Origin of the sequence: Haloferax sp. Atlit-10N, from assembly GCF_003586325.1 — an archaeon.
Taxonomy (GTDB): domain Archaea; phylum Halobacteriota; class Halobacteria; order Halobacteriales; family Haloferacaceae; genus Haloferax; species Haloferax prahovense.
The window spans coordinates 1-13,019 of record NZ_PSYX01000010.1 but is presented as its reverse complement, the minus strand read 5'-3'; the positions used below and the strand labels follow the sequence as shown (position 1 = coordinate 13,019).

Genomic DNA, 13,019 nt, shown 5'->3' with positions numbered 1-13,019 from the left:
TGAGCACTTTCCGAGAGAGCTTTTTTTGCCCCCGAGGGGTGCGGGGCGCACAATGAGTGCCTTGCAGATGACCAATGGCAACGAGAGATATCTACGAGAGCGGCTTCGACGAAGATGTACCGGCTAACACGAACAACGCCTGCCCAGATTGCGGCGGCTACGTGAGAACGAACACGCTCGAAACTCTTTGCGAGGAGTGTGGACTCGTCATCGACGAGTATCAGATCGATCACGGCCCAGAGTGGCGACGCACTACAAGAGACGAGGAGAGTCAACGAAGAACTGGTGCCCCACTCACACCGACTCGGCACGACCGTGGCCTCTCATCAGAAATCGGTTACAAGCGAGACGCTGGTGGACGAACACTCTCCGGGAAGAAACGGCAGCAGGTTGCTCGAATGCGCCGTGAACAGTCCCGTGGACGATTCCAGTCGAAAGCAGAGCGAAACCTTGCACTGGGATTGGGCGAAGTACGTCGGATTGCAGGCGCTCTCGGATTCTCCGATTCGATTCGTGACCAAGCGTGTCGACTCTTCCGCAGTGCCCAGAACAAAGACCTCCTTCGGGGGCGGTCAGTCGAGTCGATTGCAGCAGCGAGTATCTACGGTGTTTGTCGATGTAACGGACTCCTGCGAACACTCCAGGAGGTTGCTGATTTGGCGCGTGTGGAGAACCAGAGGGTCGTGAACGCGTACAAAACGTTGAATACAGAACTTGGACTGCCAACACAGCCTGTTCGTCCCCGTGACTTCATACCCCGAATCGCATCCAAACTTGCTGTCCCTGACTCGGTTCGACAGAGGGCGCTGGACTTGGCTGAGGCGTCGGAGTCTCTGGGTGTCACGACGGGCCTCAAGCCGTCGGGATTTGCCGGTGCGTGCCTGTACCGTGCGTGTCTAGACGAAGCGTTCCGACTCACGCAAGTCGAAGTTGCGCAAGCAGCGGAGGTCTCTGTTCCAACAATCAGGGCTCATTCAAATTCGATTCAGGAAGTGTACCAACGACACCCGTGAATCAACCCAAGAATTGGATTGAGAACTTGTTTCAGCGTTTCTCATACCGTGTCTACTCGATAGGCATGTCCCATCTGTTAGTTTTGTATGCGCCGGTGATGGGTGCCGGCGCAGTTGAGTCGTGAGATGATTCGAGAGCGACTCAGAGCGCCAGCGAGGTACCAACGAATGCATCAGATAATCTACGCGCTTGTAGAGGCATCGACGACAGACGAAGCACTCGCAGTGGGCCGAAGTGCCTTCGACCGACTCGTGGGAACTTCGCCCGAATACGGGGCCGTTTTCGACTACTACGTGACGTTCGACGACGATTCGACGAGCGTCGCTGGGAAAGCACGCTGGGGAGAACTACCCACCGCGGAACCAATCGATTCTGACAGTGGTCAAGAGTTGCTTGAACGTGGCTGGGAGGCGACGAAACAAGAGTTCGAACGGAATCTTGAGCGAGTCCGGGAAGGGATTCAAGACTTTGATACTGAGGCAATCATGCGTGACCAGGAGTTGATTCGACACGCTTGCTACAACCTCGGGGCGTACCGGGGGCCGTCGCTCTTCTTGTACGATGAGTGCGGCAGTGCGATTCGCCATCGCGACCAGCTTGATCGTGTCCTCGAGTCCGACGAGCAGATGTGGATTGTCCCGGCGGACGTTCACTACTAAACGAAGAAACGCCCGACAGAACAGGCTCTACGTTCTTAACCAACAGAACGCAGCCACCGCCGTACTTGTTGGTTAAGAAGATGACGGACCTACTGACTCGGTGAGTCCCGAGTGAATTTTTTCACCCCCCAGAGGGGTGCGGGGGATTCCAAAACTGGAGTGCTCACGAGAAAATCTATGGCGACGAGTGACTACGCAGCGGTGTCGTTCGACGACTCTGACACCCGACGTGACGAGATGCACAGCACGATTACTGTGTGGGTTGACGACCTCGTAGAAGCCGTCGACGACGCTCAGACAAGCGATGAGTTCCAAGCATGGTTAGACGTCCAGCGTCAGTTCCACGACTATTCGTACCGTAACACGCTCTTGATCAAACGGCAGTGTCCTGAGGCAACGAGAGTTGCAGGGTATCGGACGTGGCAGAACGAATTCGATCGACACGTCAAGGAAGGCGAGAGTGCGATTTGGATTTGGGTTCCAATCATCGCTAGGCAATGTCCTGAATGTGAAAACTCTCCCAGCTACCACTCCAACACCAACTGTGGCTACGACGAGACGCCACCCAAAGAGTGGTCGAAGGGCTTGGTTGGCTTCCGACCAGCTCCAGTCTTCGACATCTCGCAGACAGAAGGTGAAGACCTCCCGAGTCTCGATACTAGTGCAGAGGGCAACGCAGGCAAACTTCTTCCGGCAGTGTTGGACGCTGCTGAGGATGTCGGTGTCGAGGTTGAACTCGTCTCGACTGGAGAATGGAGCTACGGTGATGCGAAGGGTGTGTGTCGTGAATCACCAGACGGTGGCTTCCCAATTGTCGAGGTCCTCCGTCGAGAGAGTGATGCAGCTATGGTATCGACGTTAGTCCACGAGTACGCTCATGCACTTCTCCACGCCGGCGTTGACGACGACACCGAACGGTCGAAGCGGGAGGTCGAAGCAGAAGCGGTAGCATACGTTGTTGGGAGGAAGTTCGGTCTCGACATGGACGGTTCGGCGTTTTACCTTGCCACCTGGGAGCGTGATGAAGCAGACGTGATTCGTGAGCGTCTCAAACGGATTAGTCGAACGAGTCAAACACTCATTGAGCATACCGAGAAAAGAACTGTGATTAACCAACGTCATTGAGATATGCCGACGTTTGTTGGTTAAGAACGACGTTGGATCAGAGGTTTCCTGAAATCGCGTCGTCTGCCGTACTCAGGTCCGTCTTCAGTCACATAGTGTGGCGACACACTAGGATTTTCAACAAGCAGTGCTAGTAGTCATTCATGAGCAGTGAACCGGTAGACGCTGAAAGCAAGGTGTCTGGAAACCAAGCGAATATCCCAGCTCGAATTCGTCGAGAACTGGGGATCGACGATGGGGATCAACTCCGCTGGCATCTCGAAGAAGACGGAAGTATCCGAGTCCGTGTCGTCCAACAACGGAGTGGAACGTTTGCGGATTTCGATGGGTATGGTGGCGAAGAAGAAACAGACGCCACCACGGACCATGACGCGTGGGGCGTTGAGACAGAGTAGATGCCACGAGCGCTAATCGATACGAGCGTCTTGTTTGCTGCTGCGTACCGTCGAGACGGGATGCACACTGAGGCACGACCCATTCTCCAGGGCATCGATGATGCGTCGCTTCCAGAGGCAGTCGTTCTTGATTACGTTCTAGCGGAGACACTCAATGGATTGACGATACACGCCGGACATGACGCCGCAGTAGACTTCTTAGATCGACTTGAGGAGAACGCACGATTCCACATTGAGTCTGTGAACTCCGATGCATTCGCGACCGCAAAGGCACTCTTCAGACGCCACCGTCAACTCTCGTTCGTCGACGCGTGTATTGTTGCGTATATGCAGACCAGAGGCTTGGGATATCTCTACGCGTTTGACGACGATTTCGATGCTATAGACGATGTCTATCGGCTCGATACTGCCACAGATCCGTACTCTCCGAACTAACCACTTCGGAACTCTGTTGAAACCTCCTGTTGCTGATAGTTTGTTGCAGTCGTGCTGAATAGAGCGCGCGAGTCGGTCACGGGCTATTCGAAGATTCGAGAAACCGGTCTGCTGGCACCCATATCGGGGTGTTGCGGTTCGGCAGAACCCTTACTCAAGTTGGATGAGCATGAGCCGAAACGTCTCGTTCTGATACTGGACATAGTATCCGATAGCAGAAGATTCGCTATCGGTAGAAATTGAATCGAGTTCCTTCTTCACCTCAGATTCCTGTGACTCTGAGAGCGAAACGGCGTCAAACCCGTCATCAGAAGCGAGTGCAGAATCGAGGGCCTGCTTAATCGTCTGCGGCGGTGGCGACGACGTGTTGTATTGCCTCACGGTCGTGTTTTCAGGAATTGTTTCAACTACCTTCACTCGTAGTTTCACTTGCCCACCGCCTACGTACGAAGGAGTCGGAGTAGTTGTTAGCTGAGAGGTGGTGTTAGCAGAGGTCTCCGAAACCGGTTGGTCAACTGGCGTTTCAGTTGTTACTGTTTCTGACGGCTCCTCGGTGAGGCCGTCACCGCTGCCGACACAGCCACCGAGTATAATCATAGAAACAGTTAACAAGAGGAGGGCAACTCGTCGCATTGTCTGTTCTGATTGATTCGGCTGATAAATCCTTTCTGATGACAAGAATGGAGAGTGAGAGTTTGCTTCCTGCCGTGCTAACGAATGGGAGATCTCTTGATTGGTCTGCTTCGCGCAACTACGTTCTCAAACAAGGGTTGTTGTTTGCTGAACTCAGAGCCCGAATGTAGCACTGTAGATTGGGACTCTAGAGAGTGGTGGTAGTTCGTTATCGAATAGTGTGTGAGCGGACGTTGACAGTGCCGTTTTCGAGGATAGTGAGTTCGAATGACTCCGTGGTTCCGATAGGGCGCTCCCATTGTACCGTTCCGTTCACTGCGACATTGACGGTCTGGCGAGTCGGTTGGAATTGATTGGTCAGGTCGAGGCCATCGTCTCCATCGTAATCGGAGAACGTCTGGTTGAAAACCTCTTCACCGTCTAATCCGACGGTTATACGGCTTGAAAACTCGGTTTCTGGATGGAGTGAGAGCCGAGACTCGGCTGTCCGGTCAGTGAGTTGGTCCGTCGTCTCGGTTGTCGTAGTTGTTGAGGTCGTTGGTGGGTGCGTGTTAGTCGTATCGGTGATTGCCGCCGATTTCGGCTCAACACGGACGGCTTCAGGGCCGGTTACAGTGACGGTGAACACGTCGATGTCGAACGCAACACGTCGCTCGACCGAGGTGACCTGCGTGCCGTCCACTGTGACGGTAATCGTGGCGGTGTGGTCGTAGTCGAGTTGCGGGATAAACCGATCAACCGTCACATCGGTACCGGCTTCGAGGGTTCTCTCGATTGTCTGTGGCTGGAAGTCACCTGACGCTCTCACCGCGACTGTGTGTTCTGCTTCGTCCTCGTTGCGGATGGTGAGCGACTTCCAAGAACCATCACCAAGACCACCACCGAGACAGCCTGCGAGTCCGATGACCCCAAGACTGGCAGCATTTGTGAGGAACTGTCGTCTGGATTTCATCTACACCGTACTATCCAAAGAGGCTATACAGTTCTTGTGTGCCCACTGCGATAACGGAGTTCACTTCGAGTGTTTCGTTCTCACCGGATAGTGTCGAACCTCACCCGTGTGCGTGGCTCCGTACAGCCAGACGGTCAGTGTTCGGTTTGTGCGCCCTCGGGAGTGGCGTGCTGCGTACAACCACTGTCTGTATCACGGCACTCCAGTCAATTCCTGTCGGTTTCAACAGACCGACTCGGGAAACGGACACCGTATGCTCGCTCATTCCCCCACGTTTGGTTGTCCTCGGAGAAACTCTTGATTCGCACAATCGCTTAAGTAGCCGTATTTAAAATACAAGTATAATGTCCCACGAAGCACGCCTTGATTCTCTCGAGATTCAAAACGTGGTTGCATCGAGCGCTGTCGGTCAGGAGTTGGATTTGGAATCGCTCTCGAACGACGTCGCCGGAGCGGAGTTCAACCCGGATAATTTCCCTGGACTCGTGTATCGGACCCAAGACCCCAGAGCAGCGAATCTGATCTTCCGGTCTGGCAAAATCGTGTGCACTGGTGCGAGTAGCGTCGACGGGGTCAACCGTGCATTAGACCAAGTATTCGAAGAACTCGGAAGCCTTGGAATCCCGATTGATGACCGCGAAGAGGCAACGGTACAGAACATCGTCTCGAGTGCAGACCTTGGAACGAATCTCAACCTGAACGCGCTCGCTATCGGTCTGGGCTTGGAAAATGTCGAATATGAGCCTGAGCAATTCCCCGGTCTTGTCTATCGGATCGACGAGCCGAAAGTGGTCATCTTGATGTTCGGGTCGGGGAAGATCGTCATTACGGGTGCGAAGAAAGTCGACTATGCGCGTGAGGCGATTCAGGTCGTCAGCGACGAGATTGAGTCGCTTGGATTACTCGGCTGAGAGTCGGAACGTTTTCTCCGGAAACAGTGGGGTGCCAGATGTTCACCTTCTGTGCGGGTTCTGTGCGGAACAACGAACACCAATTATAGTACCGAGAAGGAACAGCTGCGCTATTCGTACGCGAGTTCTTCGTAAATCTCCTCATGCTCGTCGAGGTCCTGCCGACCGAGGAAGCGGATTAAATATCGCCGTGCTTCTTCGGGCGACATCTCATCTGGAATCGTGGGGTCGTTACTTTCTGCGGCCATTCTTACTCCTCGCTACGGGTGCTCTCGTGATAATCATTCGGTTCGTCATCTGTGGTCTCCACACTTCCAAGTCCAAGCCCTCCCGGAAGTTGTTCACTCTCTTCGATACGCGATAACCAGAGGTTGATCGTCGCAACGTATTCCGGTGCGAGTGGCTCTGTGTGGTTCTGCAGGTAGGTGAGTACAGCGTCGCTCTTGACGGTTGCTTCATCTGTTGCGAGTTCTTTCAGAATCTCTTTGATTGTTCTATCGTAGTCGAATTCGAGGCCATTCAATGCATAGAATATACGGACAGACATCAGTGCTGTCCGTTTGTTGCCGTCGACAAATGGATGATTTGCAGCGAGAAGTCTAAGCAGCTGGAATGCTTTCTCGTGTATCGATTTCGGTGCTCGTCCAAAGTGACCCTCCTGAATCGAAGCGACTGTATAGTCAACGTCTCCTGGCGACGCGACTCCAGCTTCAGTATCTTCATTCGACTCGACGATCAGTTCATGAATTGCAAGGATATCTTCCGCCGACAAATAACTAATCGAGTCTGAATCCTCGCTCATTGGTATCGATTTCTTCGGGGAAATTTAATTACCCTGTGTTGAGCGTTGCACATGCTAATTGGCATCGTCATCTCTTGCCGCTGGTTGGACCAACGACAGCGCTCGCTTGAATTGTGCTTGATGCGGGGCCGCTCCTGTCTCTGCTCGCTCTTTGAGGAATGTTTCATACTCCTCGCGTTCCTGTGAATCAGGGTCGGCTGCGATAACGCACTCAACGTAGGCGTCTAATCCCTCCCGAAAAACTCGTGCGTAATAATCGTATGCAGCGTCAACGAGATGAATATTGTCGTCAATGCCCGCAACGAGGCCTCGATAAACGGCCGCAGCCTGTCGGTAGCGACCTCGCTCGTGGTAGTGTTCCCCAACGCCCGTGAACTGACTGAAGTCGATCGCCTCCACGACAACAGGGTACTGGTCGGTGTGTTCTTCGAACAAGTCATTGACGTCCTGTTTATACTCCGTGTGGGACTTTCCCGGACCAGCTCCAAACCGAGCGAGAAATCGGTCGAGCATTCCGCTGTCACGAGATAGCTCGTCGCGAACGAAGGTCTGGAGGTCCTCCTCGTCGATATCTGTGAGGACGGCATCGATCTGTTCTCCTCTGTTGGGGGGCATCTCGTCGGTGAGTGAGAGTAAGACTGCGACGACGTGCTTGCATACACCAGGACCGTCGTACGGGCAGCTACAACTTGGGTCGAAATTGGATTCGGAAAGTGAGAGCGTTAGGTCGTATAATCTCGAGCCTTGTACTGTCGCAGTTATCGAGTCTCCGACGCGTGTACAGTCCCGAATTCTCTCCTCCTCAAAATAGTTCTCTCCCCGATCAAATACAGCGTCGGTACACAGGCTTCGAATGTTCGTCTTGTCAACTGTCATTGTGTGCAATTGTGAAGTTGGGTCAGGCCACTGGGAAGATGAAATCAACTTTGTTCAATCCCGCAGCATTGCGACTGTATTTCCGACTTGTCAGACGTGTTCGCTGCGCTCAATATCTAACTCTTCGGCGAGATAACCGACTGTCTCTGTGAGTGTCATAGGTGATTGTCTCGTCTCTCGAGATATGAAGTACTCGGCGTACAACCTTGGAGAGCGAGAGTGCTTCGTGCCTTCTCAACGACGGTCTCGAGCTTGAACCAAACCTGATGGCGAGCCATCTGCATTCTGACTTTGTTTCTCCGGAAACGGTGGGGTGTATAGTTCGGATAGCAGCGGTTAGGCTGAGATGTGCTGGTGTTGACTAATTGAGCGTCCTGCACTTCCTCGCGCTTGGCTTCCTCGCCGGCGCACCGGTAATCCTCGGCGGCTGGCTCGGGAGCCTTGCGTTCTCACCGACGCTCGGGGAGTTCTTCCTGGCTATCGGCGTCGGCGCAATTCTGCAGGTCATCAGGGAGCTGTGGGGAATGATGAACCGCAACGGACGGGCAGCGTCGGCACTGAACCTCGTGACGTTCCTCGTCGGCCTTGTCGTGATGTACGCCACCGACCTCTTCGTCGCACTCTAAATCCCCTCGGCCATTACTCACATAACCTCTATGAACCGACGTCAAGTACTTCGACTCTGTGGGGCTGCGCTCGCAGCGACGGCTTCTGCGGGCTGTTCGGCCACCGGTGGATCGGACGGTGTGAAACGCGTCTCGATGAACGACGACTTCGAATTCGATCCGAAGCGGTCCACGATCAGCGCTGGCACCACCGTGAGATGGACGAACGACACCGAAGTCGGACACACAGTGACCGCTTACGACGGCCGGATTTCGTCCGATGCGGCGTACTTCGCCAGTGGTGGCTTCGAGTCGGAACAGGCTGCGCGAAACGACATCAGTGGTGGACTGATCGCTTCAGGAGACACTTACGAACACACCTTTGAGATCCCCGGAACCTACGAGTACGTGTGAATTCCACACGAGAGATCGGGGATGACGGGCACCGTCGTCGTCCTCGCCGGCGTTATTGGAGTGTGCCTCTAGATAACGGTGAACGCACTCGGACTGGCGAGAATATAGCTCGCCCGTATCAAACGATAGTATCGATCAATTCCTGTTCTCGTCTCGGTGAATAGATTGCTGTTCGTTTTTCACTTCTACTTCTACAGGTGATCCTCCACCTGCGAGGCGTCACTATCTCCGACCGTGGTGTTCGCTGCCACCGCGTCGACTGCCGCCGTGGTGGCCATTGTCTCTCTCTGTATTTCGATCTCTATCATCGTGGCCCTCGCCTCTGGAGTGGTCACCGTCGGACCGTCTGCCGAGATGGAATGTGCCTCGAGTTTGTCGGTTGAATTCCTCACAGCGCTCTCTCGCGCGTTGGGGCAGACTCGCTTGCGGGCCGGAGAGTGCGGGTGCTGACTCGGTTGGCGTGCCGACAATAATACGGCCTACCATCCCGGCGGCTTCGTGCGGCGTGCAGTAGTAGTCGTAAACCCCTTCTACCGGGAATGTCTGCTCGAATGTCCCGCCGTCGTGGTGCATGACCGGACTCCGCCACGGTTCGGCGTCTACGGGCATCCGAAGCGGTGTGTCGTGTATGGGATGGTACGCGACGACGTCGTGGACACCGCTGTCGAGCGTCCACGTGACCTTCCCACCCGTAGTGAGGTGCACAATTTCCGGGTCGAACGCGTTCCTAGCAGTCATTCGGATAATCGCGTGGTCTGTCGGCGCACTAATTGGATCAGGCGTTCTCGACTGCGATTGAAATACTGTGCGTCTCGGTTCTGCGGTGTCTCCCGTTGTCGTCCAGCCAACGAAACCTGTGACGAGTCCTCCGGCACCGACTTGGAGGAACGTTCGGCGTGGTATCATTATTGGTCTTCTCCATGTGTAAGAACGTGAGAAGTCTCTATAGCCTAGATTGGTGGTTCTTAATTGGCGGGAAGCTGATGGATTTCCGTCTCTTTTCCCTTCTACAGGTAGATCAGGAGAGTGTGTGTTCGTGCGGCTGATTCATGACTTCGACTGTCGCATGAGTTATGTCGAACTCCGACTCCAGCAGGTCGTGAATTCGCGTCACGAGAGCGTCTTGCTCTCCGAGTGTGGTCGTCGAATCCGTCACGAACACGGAGGCGACGGCAATCTGACTGGAGAGCGCCCAGACGTAGAGGTCCTTGACGGTCTCGACACCATCGAAGGCTTCGATAGAAGATCGCACCGCTTTCCCGCAGCAGAACGACTGCCGACCAGACGATTAGGGCCGCGATGACGACGGCAGTCGCAGGGTCAACGAGATAGAAGTCGGTGGATCTGACGACGAGCATCGAGACGATAACTGCCACCGACGCACCGGCATCGCCCAGCAGATGATAGAAGGCCTCTCGTTCGTTCAGACTCATCTCTCCGCCTTGAAGGACGTAGACGGACGCGACGTTGATGAGAAGACCGCCAGTCGCCCATTCCGGTAGTCGTCGCCCGGTGAGCGCCGGCGAGTAAGGCCGTTAGATTTCTCAAGTACAACCCGTTGTACCGCACGCGCTCTCAGTTCAGCACACATCCTCTGTCAATACTTGGTGAAATAGACCGGGAGCTGCTGGCGTCACTAGGCAGTGCCGGGGAGACCAAGACAACCCGCGTCGGCAGTTCAGGCTCGGCTCGACGTCCAGTTAACCACGATTGACGTGCCGGGGTCGACACGTTCTGTTGGCGTCACCTGAATTACCCGTGCCCAGGTGCCACCGCTGGGGGCCGTGTAGATCATGCCACCGCAATAACAATCGACCTCAAGGGCAGGATTCTCCTCATTGTGCCCATCATAGGGGTGGCCGCTTCGATCCCAGGCGCTCCAGTCAAAGGACTCACCATCGTGGCGCGCGACGAGGGTCACCGCGAGTGGTTCGCCGATGGTCGTCGTCCCGTAATGGATGTCCTCACGGTCAGTGTCGACGGTCCCGAGCGCTTGTGCTGGCTCAGGGACGAGGTCCACCTCACTGAGCTCTTGTGTGTCGTAGGTCTTTGTTGCCTGAAACTCGGCATCGTCGGGTGCGTGATACACCTCTGTTGTGAATGGAAGCGACGAGTCTTCGAGGCGGAAGCCAATTAGGACTTCGTCCGAGGGGACTGACGTCTCCTCAACCAGTGTCGGGTGTACTTCTTCGGGGTTCCGGGCGAACTCGACAGACTCGGGCGGCCCGACGCTCGTCGGTTCGTCGGTGGCGGTTTCGGTTTGTGCGTCCGTCTGCGTCTCCGTCGAAGTGGCCGTCGCTGACGAGGTGTCGGTCGACTGTGTCGTCGAATTTGAGGTTCCCGTCGAACTGCAGCCAGCGAGGCCGGTGATGACGGCGCTGCCGAGTACTTGCATCGCTCTTCGTCGCTGCTGATCCGTCTTCTCGCTCATAGGTGAGCCCAGTGCCGTTGTCTGTTAAACCCCTTTCACAGTTCACGTCAGACAACGGAATTACCACCCCTCTAAACGCACCCTGTAATCGGGTATTGGCCAGCGGGGATGGGTGTGACAAGACCACGAGACGAGGAACCAGACTTCAGTGGGTATCGACTGACGTTGTAGAGGTGAGAAGTGAATTGGTCGGGTCAGCGTGACTCTCTGGATTCAGTCGGTGGGGAGACCCACGTTGCGACTATATAGAAGGTCTGACCACTATCCCCGCACGATTAGAGTTCGTTCTTCCACGGCCAGTCTCGCTCTTCACCTCACGGCCACATCTGTGTGGCTTTCATCCCGACATCGAACCGCTGGTCGATGCATGTCTGTTTGATGTCCTCGTCGTTGACGTGGGGGATGTCGCGGTCAGCCTCCGCAAGTTTGCCGATGCCAGCTGCACACAGAATCGAAAGGTCTCGAAGATCCCGGATGTCGAGTTTGTCGAGTGTATCCCCGTGGGTATGGCCCCACCCCCGACAACTCTCAGTCGCTGACGACCGCCCTTGCACACCGGCAACGCCCTGCTGGACGAACGGCCAGTGGTCGCTGTGAGGGCGGAGCCCGTCGACAATTGTGATTGGGATCTCGTACTCGTCCTCGACTTCTTCGAACGCCTCACCGATTGCGTCGAATCCGTGGGTGTAAATTTCGAGGTCCCGCGAGTAGCCTGCACCGTCGACGTTGACGATGCACTTTACGTTCTCCAAGCCGTGAGTGTGGCTCCAGTAGTACGAGCCGTAGAATCGTCTCGACGACCTCGTCGACGCGGGCTTCCTCGCCCGAGAACAGTATGCAGAGATCCCACCCCGAGTCGAGTACGACCTCACTGAGAAAGGTGAGGAGCTCCGCGAGCGACTCGATCCACTCCTCGGATGGGCAGAGACACAGGACGACCCCATCTAACCACTGGCGAGGGCGGCTGAACCACTTCGCGAGTCCAGCACTCGTCGTCATCTCACGATTTTTAAGATGACTGCTGGGAGTGTCGCAGCGGACCGGAAAAACGCTCCGACAAGTATGGCGGCAGCGACGGCGAAATCACGCATACCAATCGACAGCGTCGAACAATCTGCTCGCCCTGCGTGAAGTTCTTGTTGACTTCGAACAGCCTTACTGCCACCGACGAACCTATTGTTCGTCGTCGATCGATACCGACGAGAGAAACACAATAGCGTACATCCCGCCTCGTTTGTCCGTTACGTGCCCGACGGAATCAGAGATGGGGCGTCCGGCAAGAGCCATCCCGGAACTACTCGGGTCAGGATGACCATCCCGGTCAGTTCGACGAGCGTCTGCGTCACGACGACGGCCGGCGCGAGTGCATACCCCGAGGGCAACGCCAGCGCCAGCGGAAGGATAACCAGCGAATTTCGCGTTACAGACGTGAACACGAGCGCCCGACTCTCGCCGACGTCCATTCCGAGCAGTCCAGCAGCGAGTCGACCGAGCAGCGGCATGATGACGAGGAACGCTACGTACACCGGAACGACAGCCGCGATTTGCCCGATCGAATCCTGGACGCGTGGCAGCTGTGAGGCAATAACCACGAACAGCGTCACCCCCATCATCGGTACCGGCAACCAGCCCATCGTGTCCTGCCACGCTTCACCACGGTCCGATCGATCTGCCCAGAGTTCGGTCGCCCACGCGAGTGCCAACGGCAGTGCGATGATCACAACGAACGCCTCGATGAACGGGCCGGCCTCGATGAACTCGGCCACC

General features: G+C 55.5%; 16 protein-coding genes and 4 pseudogenes. 9 read left to right on the top strand and 11 right to left on the bottom strand.

Annotation, left to right across the window (positions count from 1 at the left end):
* The first annotated feature begins 74 nt into the window (after positions 1-74).
* From C5B91_RS19390 to C5B91_RS19370, 5 genes are all read left to right on the top strand, one after another.
* Positions 75-1,013 (top strand): transcription initiation factor IIB family protein, encoded by a 939-nt coding sequence (locus tag C5B91_RS19390; protein ID WP_115820156.1) that lies wholly within the window; start codon positions 75-77, stop codon positions 1,011-1,013.
* Positions 1,014-1,181: 168 nt separating this feature from the next.
* Positions 1,182-1,673 (top strand): hypothetical protein, encoded by a 492-nt coding sequence (locus C5B91_RS19385; protein WP_115820157.1) that lies wholly within the window; start codon positions 1,182-1,184, stop codon positions 1,671-1,673.
* Between the two features lie 177 nt (positions 1,674-1,850).
* Positions 1,851-2,798 (top strand): ArdC-like ssDNA-binding domain-containing protein, encoded by a 948-nt coding sequence (locus tag C5B91_RS19380; RefSeq protein WP_115820158.1) that lies wholly within the window; start codon positions 1,851-1,853, stop codon positions 2,796-2,798.
* 143 nt (positions 2,799-2,941) lie between these two features.
* Positions 2,942-3,193, top strand: a complete 252-nt coding sequence (locus C5B91_RS19375) for an AbrB/MazE/SpoVT family DNA-binding domain-containing protein (RefSeq protein ID WP_008094667.1) — start codon at positions 2,942-2,944, stop codon at positions 3,191-3,193.
* Positions 3,194-3,628: a type II toxin-antitoxin system VapC family toxin gene (locus C5B91_RS19370; RefSeq protein WP_115820159.1), complete on the top strand. Its 435-nt coding sequence runs from the start codon at positions 3,194-3,196 to the stop codon at positions 3,626-3,628.
* 150 nt (positions 3,629-3,778) lie between these two features.
* Here the strand turns inward: C5B91_RS19370 and C5B91_RS21990 are convergent, their stop codons facing one another.
* Complete coding sequence (locus tag C5B91_RS21990) at positions 3,779-4,261, bottom strand: hypothetical protein (RefSeq protein ID WP_147298795.1); 483 nt, start codon at positions 4,259-4,261, stop codon at positions 3,779-3,781.
* Positions 4,262-4,469: 208 nt separating this feature from the next.
* Entirely contained in the window at positions 4,470-5,213 is a 744-nt protein-coding gene (locus C5B91_RS22715) for a hypothetical protein (protein ID WP_233514295.1), read from the bottom strand.
* A 344-nt stretch (positions 5,214-5,557) separates the two neighbouring features.
* On the opposite strand from C5B91_RS22715, the gene C5B91_RS19355 reads away from it, so the two are divergent.
* On the top strand, positions 5,558-6,124 hold the full coding sequence (locus C5B91_RS19355; protein WP_115820161.1) for a TATA-box-binding protein: 567 nt from the start codon (positions 5,558-5,560) through the stop codon (positions 6,122-6,124).
* A 110-nt stretch (positions 6,125-6,234) separates the two neighbouring features.
* On the opposite strand, the gene C5B91_RS22535 is transcribed toward C5B91_RS19355, so the two are convergent.
* From C5B91_RS22535 to C5B91_RS19345, 3 genes are read right to left on the bottom strand one after another with little or no spacing between them, the layout of a single operon-like run.
* Entirely contained in the window at positions 6,235-6,372 is a 138-nt protein-coding gene (locus C5B91_RS22535; RefSeq protein ID WP_162832769.1) for a hypothetical protein, read from the bottom strand.
* A 2-nt stretch (positions 6,373-6,374) separates the two neighbouring features.
* Complete coding sequence (locus C5B91_RS19350; protein ID WP_115820162.1) at positions 6,375-6,926, bottom strand: type II toxin-antitoxin system death-on-curing family toxin; 552 nt, start codon at positions 6,924-6,926, stop codon at positions 6,375-6,377.
* Between the two features lie 54 nt (positions 6,927-6,980).
* Positions 6,981-7,802: an SWIM zinc finger domain-containing protein gene (locus C5B91_RS19345; RefSeq protein WP_115820163.1), complete on the bottom strand. Its 822-nt coding sequence runs from the start codon at positions 7,800-7,802 to the stop codon at positions 6,981-6,983.
* A 365-nt stretch (positions 7,803-8,167) separates the two neighbouring features.
* Here C5B91_RS19345 and C5B91_RS19340 point away from each other — a divergent pair, with 365 nt between their 5' ends.
* Positions 8,168-8,428 (top strand): hypothetical protein, encoded by a 261-nt coding sequence (locus tag C5B91_RS19340; protein ID WP_233514296.1) that lies wholly within the window; start codon positions 8,168-8,170, stop codon positions 8,426-8,428.
* A 30-nt stretch (positions 8,429-8,458) separates the two neighbouring features.
* The gene (locus C5B91_RS19335; protein WP_115820164.1) at positions 8,459-8,821 is read left to right on the top strand and encodes a plastocyanin/azurin family copper-binding protein; all 363 of its coding nucleotides are present in this window, start codon (positions 8,459-8,461) and stop codon (positions 8,819-8,821) included.
* Positions 8,822-9,298: 477 nt separating this feature from the next.
* Here the strand turns inward: C5B91_RS19335 and C5B91_RS22710 are convergent.
* The 5 genes and pseudogenes from C5B91_RS22710 to C5B91_RS19315 form a co-directional block, all read right to left on the bottom strand.
* Positions 9,299-9,559, bottom strand: a pseudogene (locus tag C5B91_RS22710) (plastocyanin/azurin family copper-binding protein); the annotation flags it as partial.
* A 280-nt stretch (positions 9,560-9,839) separates the two neighbouring features.
* Complete coding sequence (locus tag C5B91_RS22705; RefSeq protein ID WP_233514297.1) at positions 9,840-10,073, bottom strand: hypothetical protein; 234 nt, start codon at positions 10,071-10,073, stop codon at positions 9,840-9,842.
* A gap of 55 nt (positions 10,074-10,128) precedes the next feature.
* Positions 10,129-10,254, bottom strand: a pseudogene (locus C5B91_RS23105) (cation transporter); the annotation flags it as partial.
* 245 nt (positions 10,255-10,499) lie between these two features.
* Positions 10,500-11,252 (bottom strand): hypothetical protein, encoded by a 753-nt coding sequence (locus C5B91_RS19320; RefSeq protein ID WP_115820167.1) that lies wholly within the window; start codon positions 11,250-11,252, stop codon positions 10,500-10,502.
* Positions 11,253-11,566: 314 nt separating this feature from the next.
* Positions 11,567-12,124 carry a M28 family metallopeptidase gene (locus C5B91_RS19315; RefSeq protein ID WP_115820168.1) on the bottom strand — a complete coding sequence of 186 codons (558 nt, stop codon included), beginning with the start codon at positions 12,122-12,124 and terminating at the stop codon, positions 11,567-11,569.
* Here C5B91_RS19315 and C5B91_RS19310 point away from each other — a divergent pair.
* Positions 12,054-12,200: pseudogene (locus C5B91_RS19310) on the top strand (winged helix-turn-helix transcriptional regulator); the annotation flags it as partial. The gene C5B91_RS19315 and the pseudogene C5B91_RS19310 sit on opposite strands and share 71 nt — an antisense overlap.
* 293 nt (positions 12,201-12,493) lie before the next feature.
* Here the strand turns inward: C5B91_RS19310 and C5B91_RS19300 are convergent.
* Positions 12,494-13,019 (bottom strand): annotated as a pseudogene (locus C5B91_RS19300) (arsenic resistance protein); the annotation flags it as partial.

Excerpts from the sequence above, each read along its gene's own strand:
- C5B91_RS19335 (WP_115820164.1), top strand. The coding sequence starts at position 8,459 with ATGAACCGACGTCAAGTACTTCGACTCTGTGGGGCTGCGCTCGCAGCG.
- C5B91_RS19320 (WP_115820167.1), bottom strand. The coding sequence starts at position 11,252 with ATGAGCGAGAAGACGGATCAGCAGCGACGAAGAGCGATGCAAGTACTC.
- C5B91_RS19385 (WP_115820157.1), top strand. The coding sequence starts at position 1,182 with ATGCATCAGATAATCTACGCGCTTGTAGAGGCATCGACGACAGACGAA.
- C5B91_RS19345 (WP_115820163.1), bottom strand. The coding sequence starts at position 7,802 with ATGACAGTTGACAAGACGAACATTCGAAGCCTGTGTACCGACGCTGTA.
- C5B91_RS19375 (WP_008094667.1), top strand. The coding sequence starts at position 2,942 with ATGAGCAGTGAACCGGTAGACGCTGAAAGCAAGGTGTCTGGAAACCAA.
- C5B91_RS19350 (WP_115820162.1), bottom strand. The coding sequence starts at position 6,926 with ATGAGCGAGGATTCAGACTCGATTAGTTATTTGTCGGCGGAAGATATC.
- C5B91_RS19390 (WP_115820156.1), top strand. The coding sequence starts at position 75 with ATGGCAACGAGAGATATCTACGAGAGCGGCTTCGACGAAGATGTACCG.
- C5B91_RS22535 (WP_162832769.1), bottom strand. The coding sequence starts at position 6,372 with ATGGCCGCAGAAAGTAACGACCCCACGATTCCAGATGAGATGTCGCCC.
- C5B91_RS22715 (WP_233514295.1), bottom strand. The coding sequence starts at position 5,213 with ATGAAATCCAGACGACAGTTCCTCACAAATGCTGCCAGTCTTGGGGTC.
- C5B91_RS19380 (WP_115820158.1), top strand. The coding sequence starts at position 1,851 with ATGGCGACGAGTGACTACGCAGCGGTGTCGTTCGACGACTCTGACACC.
- C5B91_RS21990 (WP_147298795.1), bottom strand. The coding sequence starts at position 4,261 with ATGCGACGAGTTGCCCTCCTCTTGTTAACTGTTTCTATGATTATACTC.
- C5B91_RS19355 (WP_115820161.1), top strand. The coding sequence starts at position 5,558 with ATGTCCCACGAAGCACGCCTTGATTCTCTCGAGATTCAAAACGTGGTT.
- C5B91_RS19370 (WP_115820159.1), top strand. The coding sequence starts at position 3,194 with ATGCCACGAGCGCTAATCGATACGAGCGTCTTGTTTGCTGCTGCGTAC.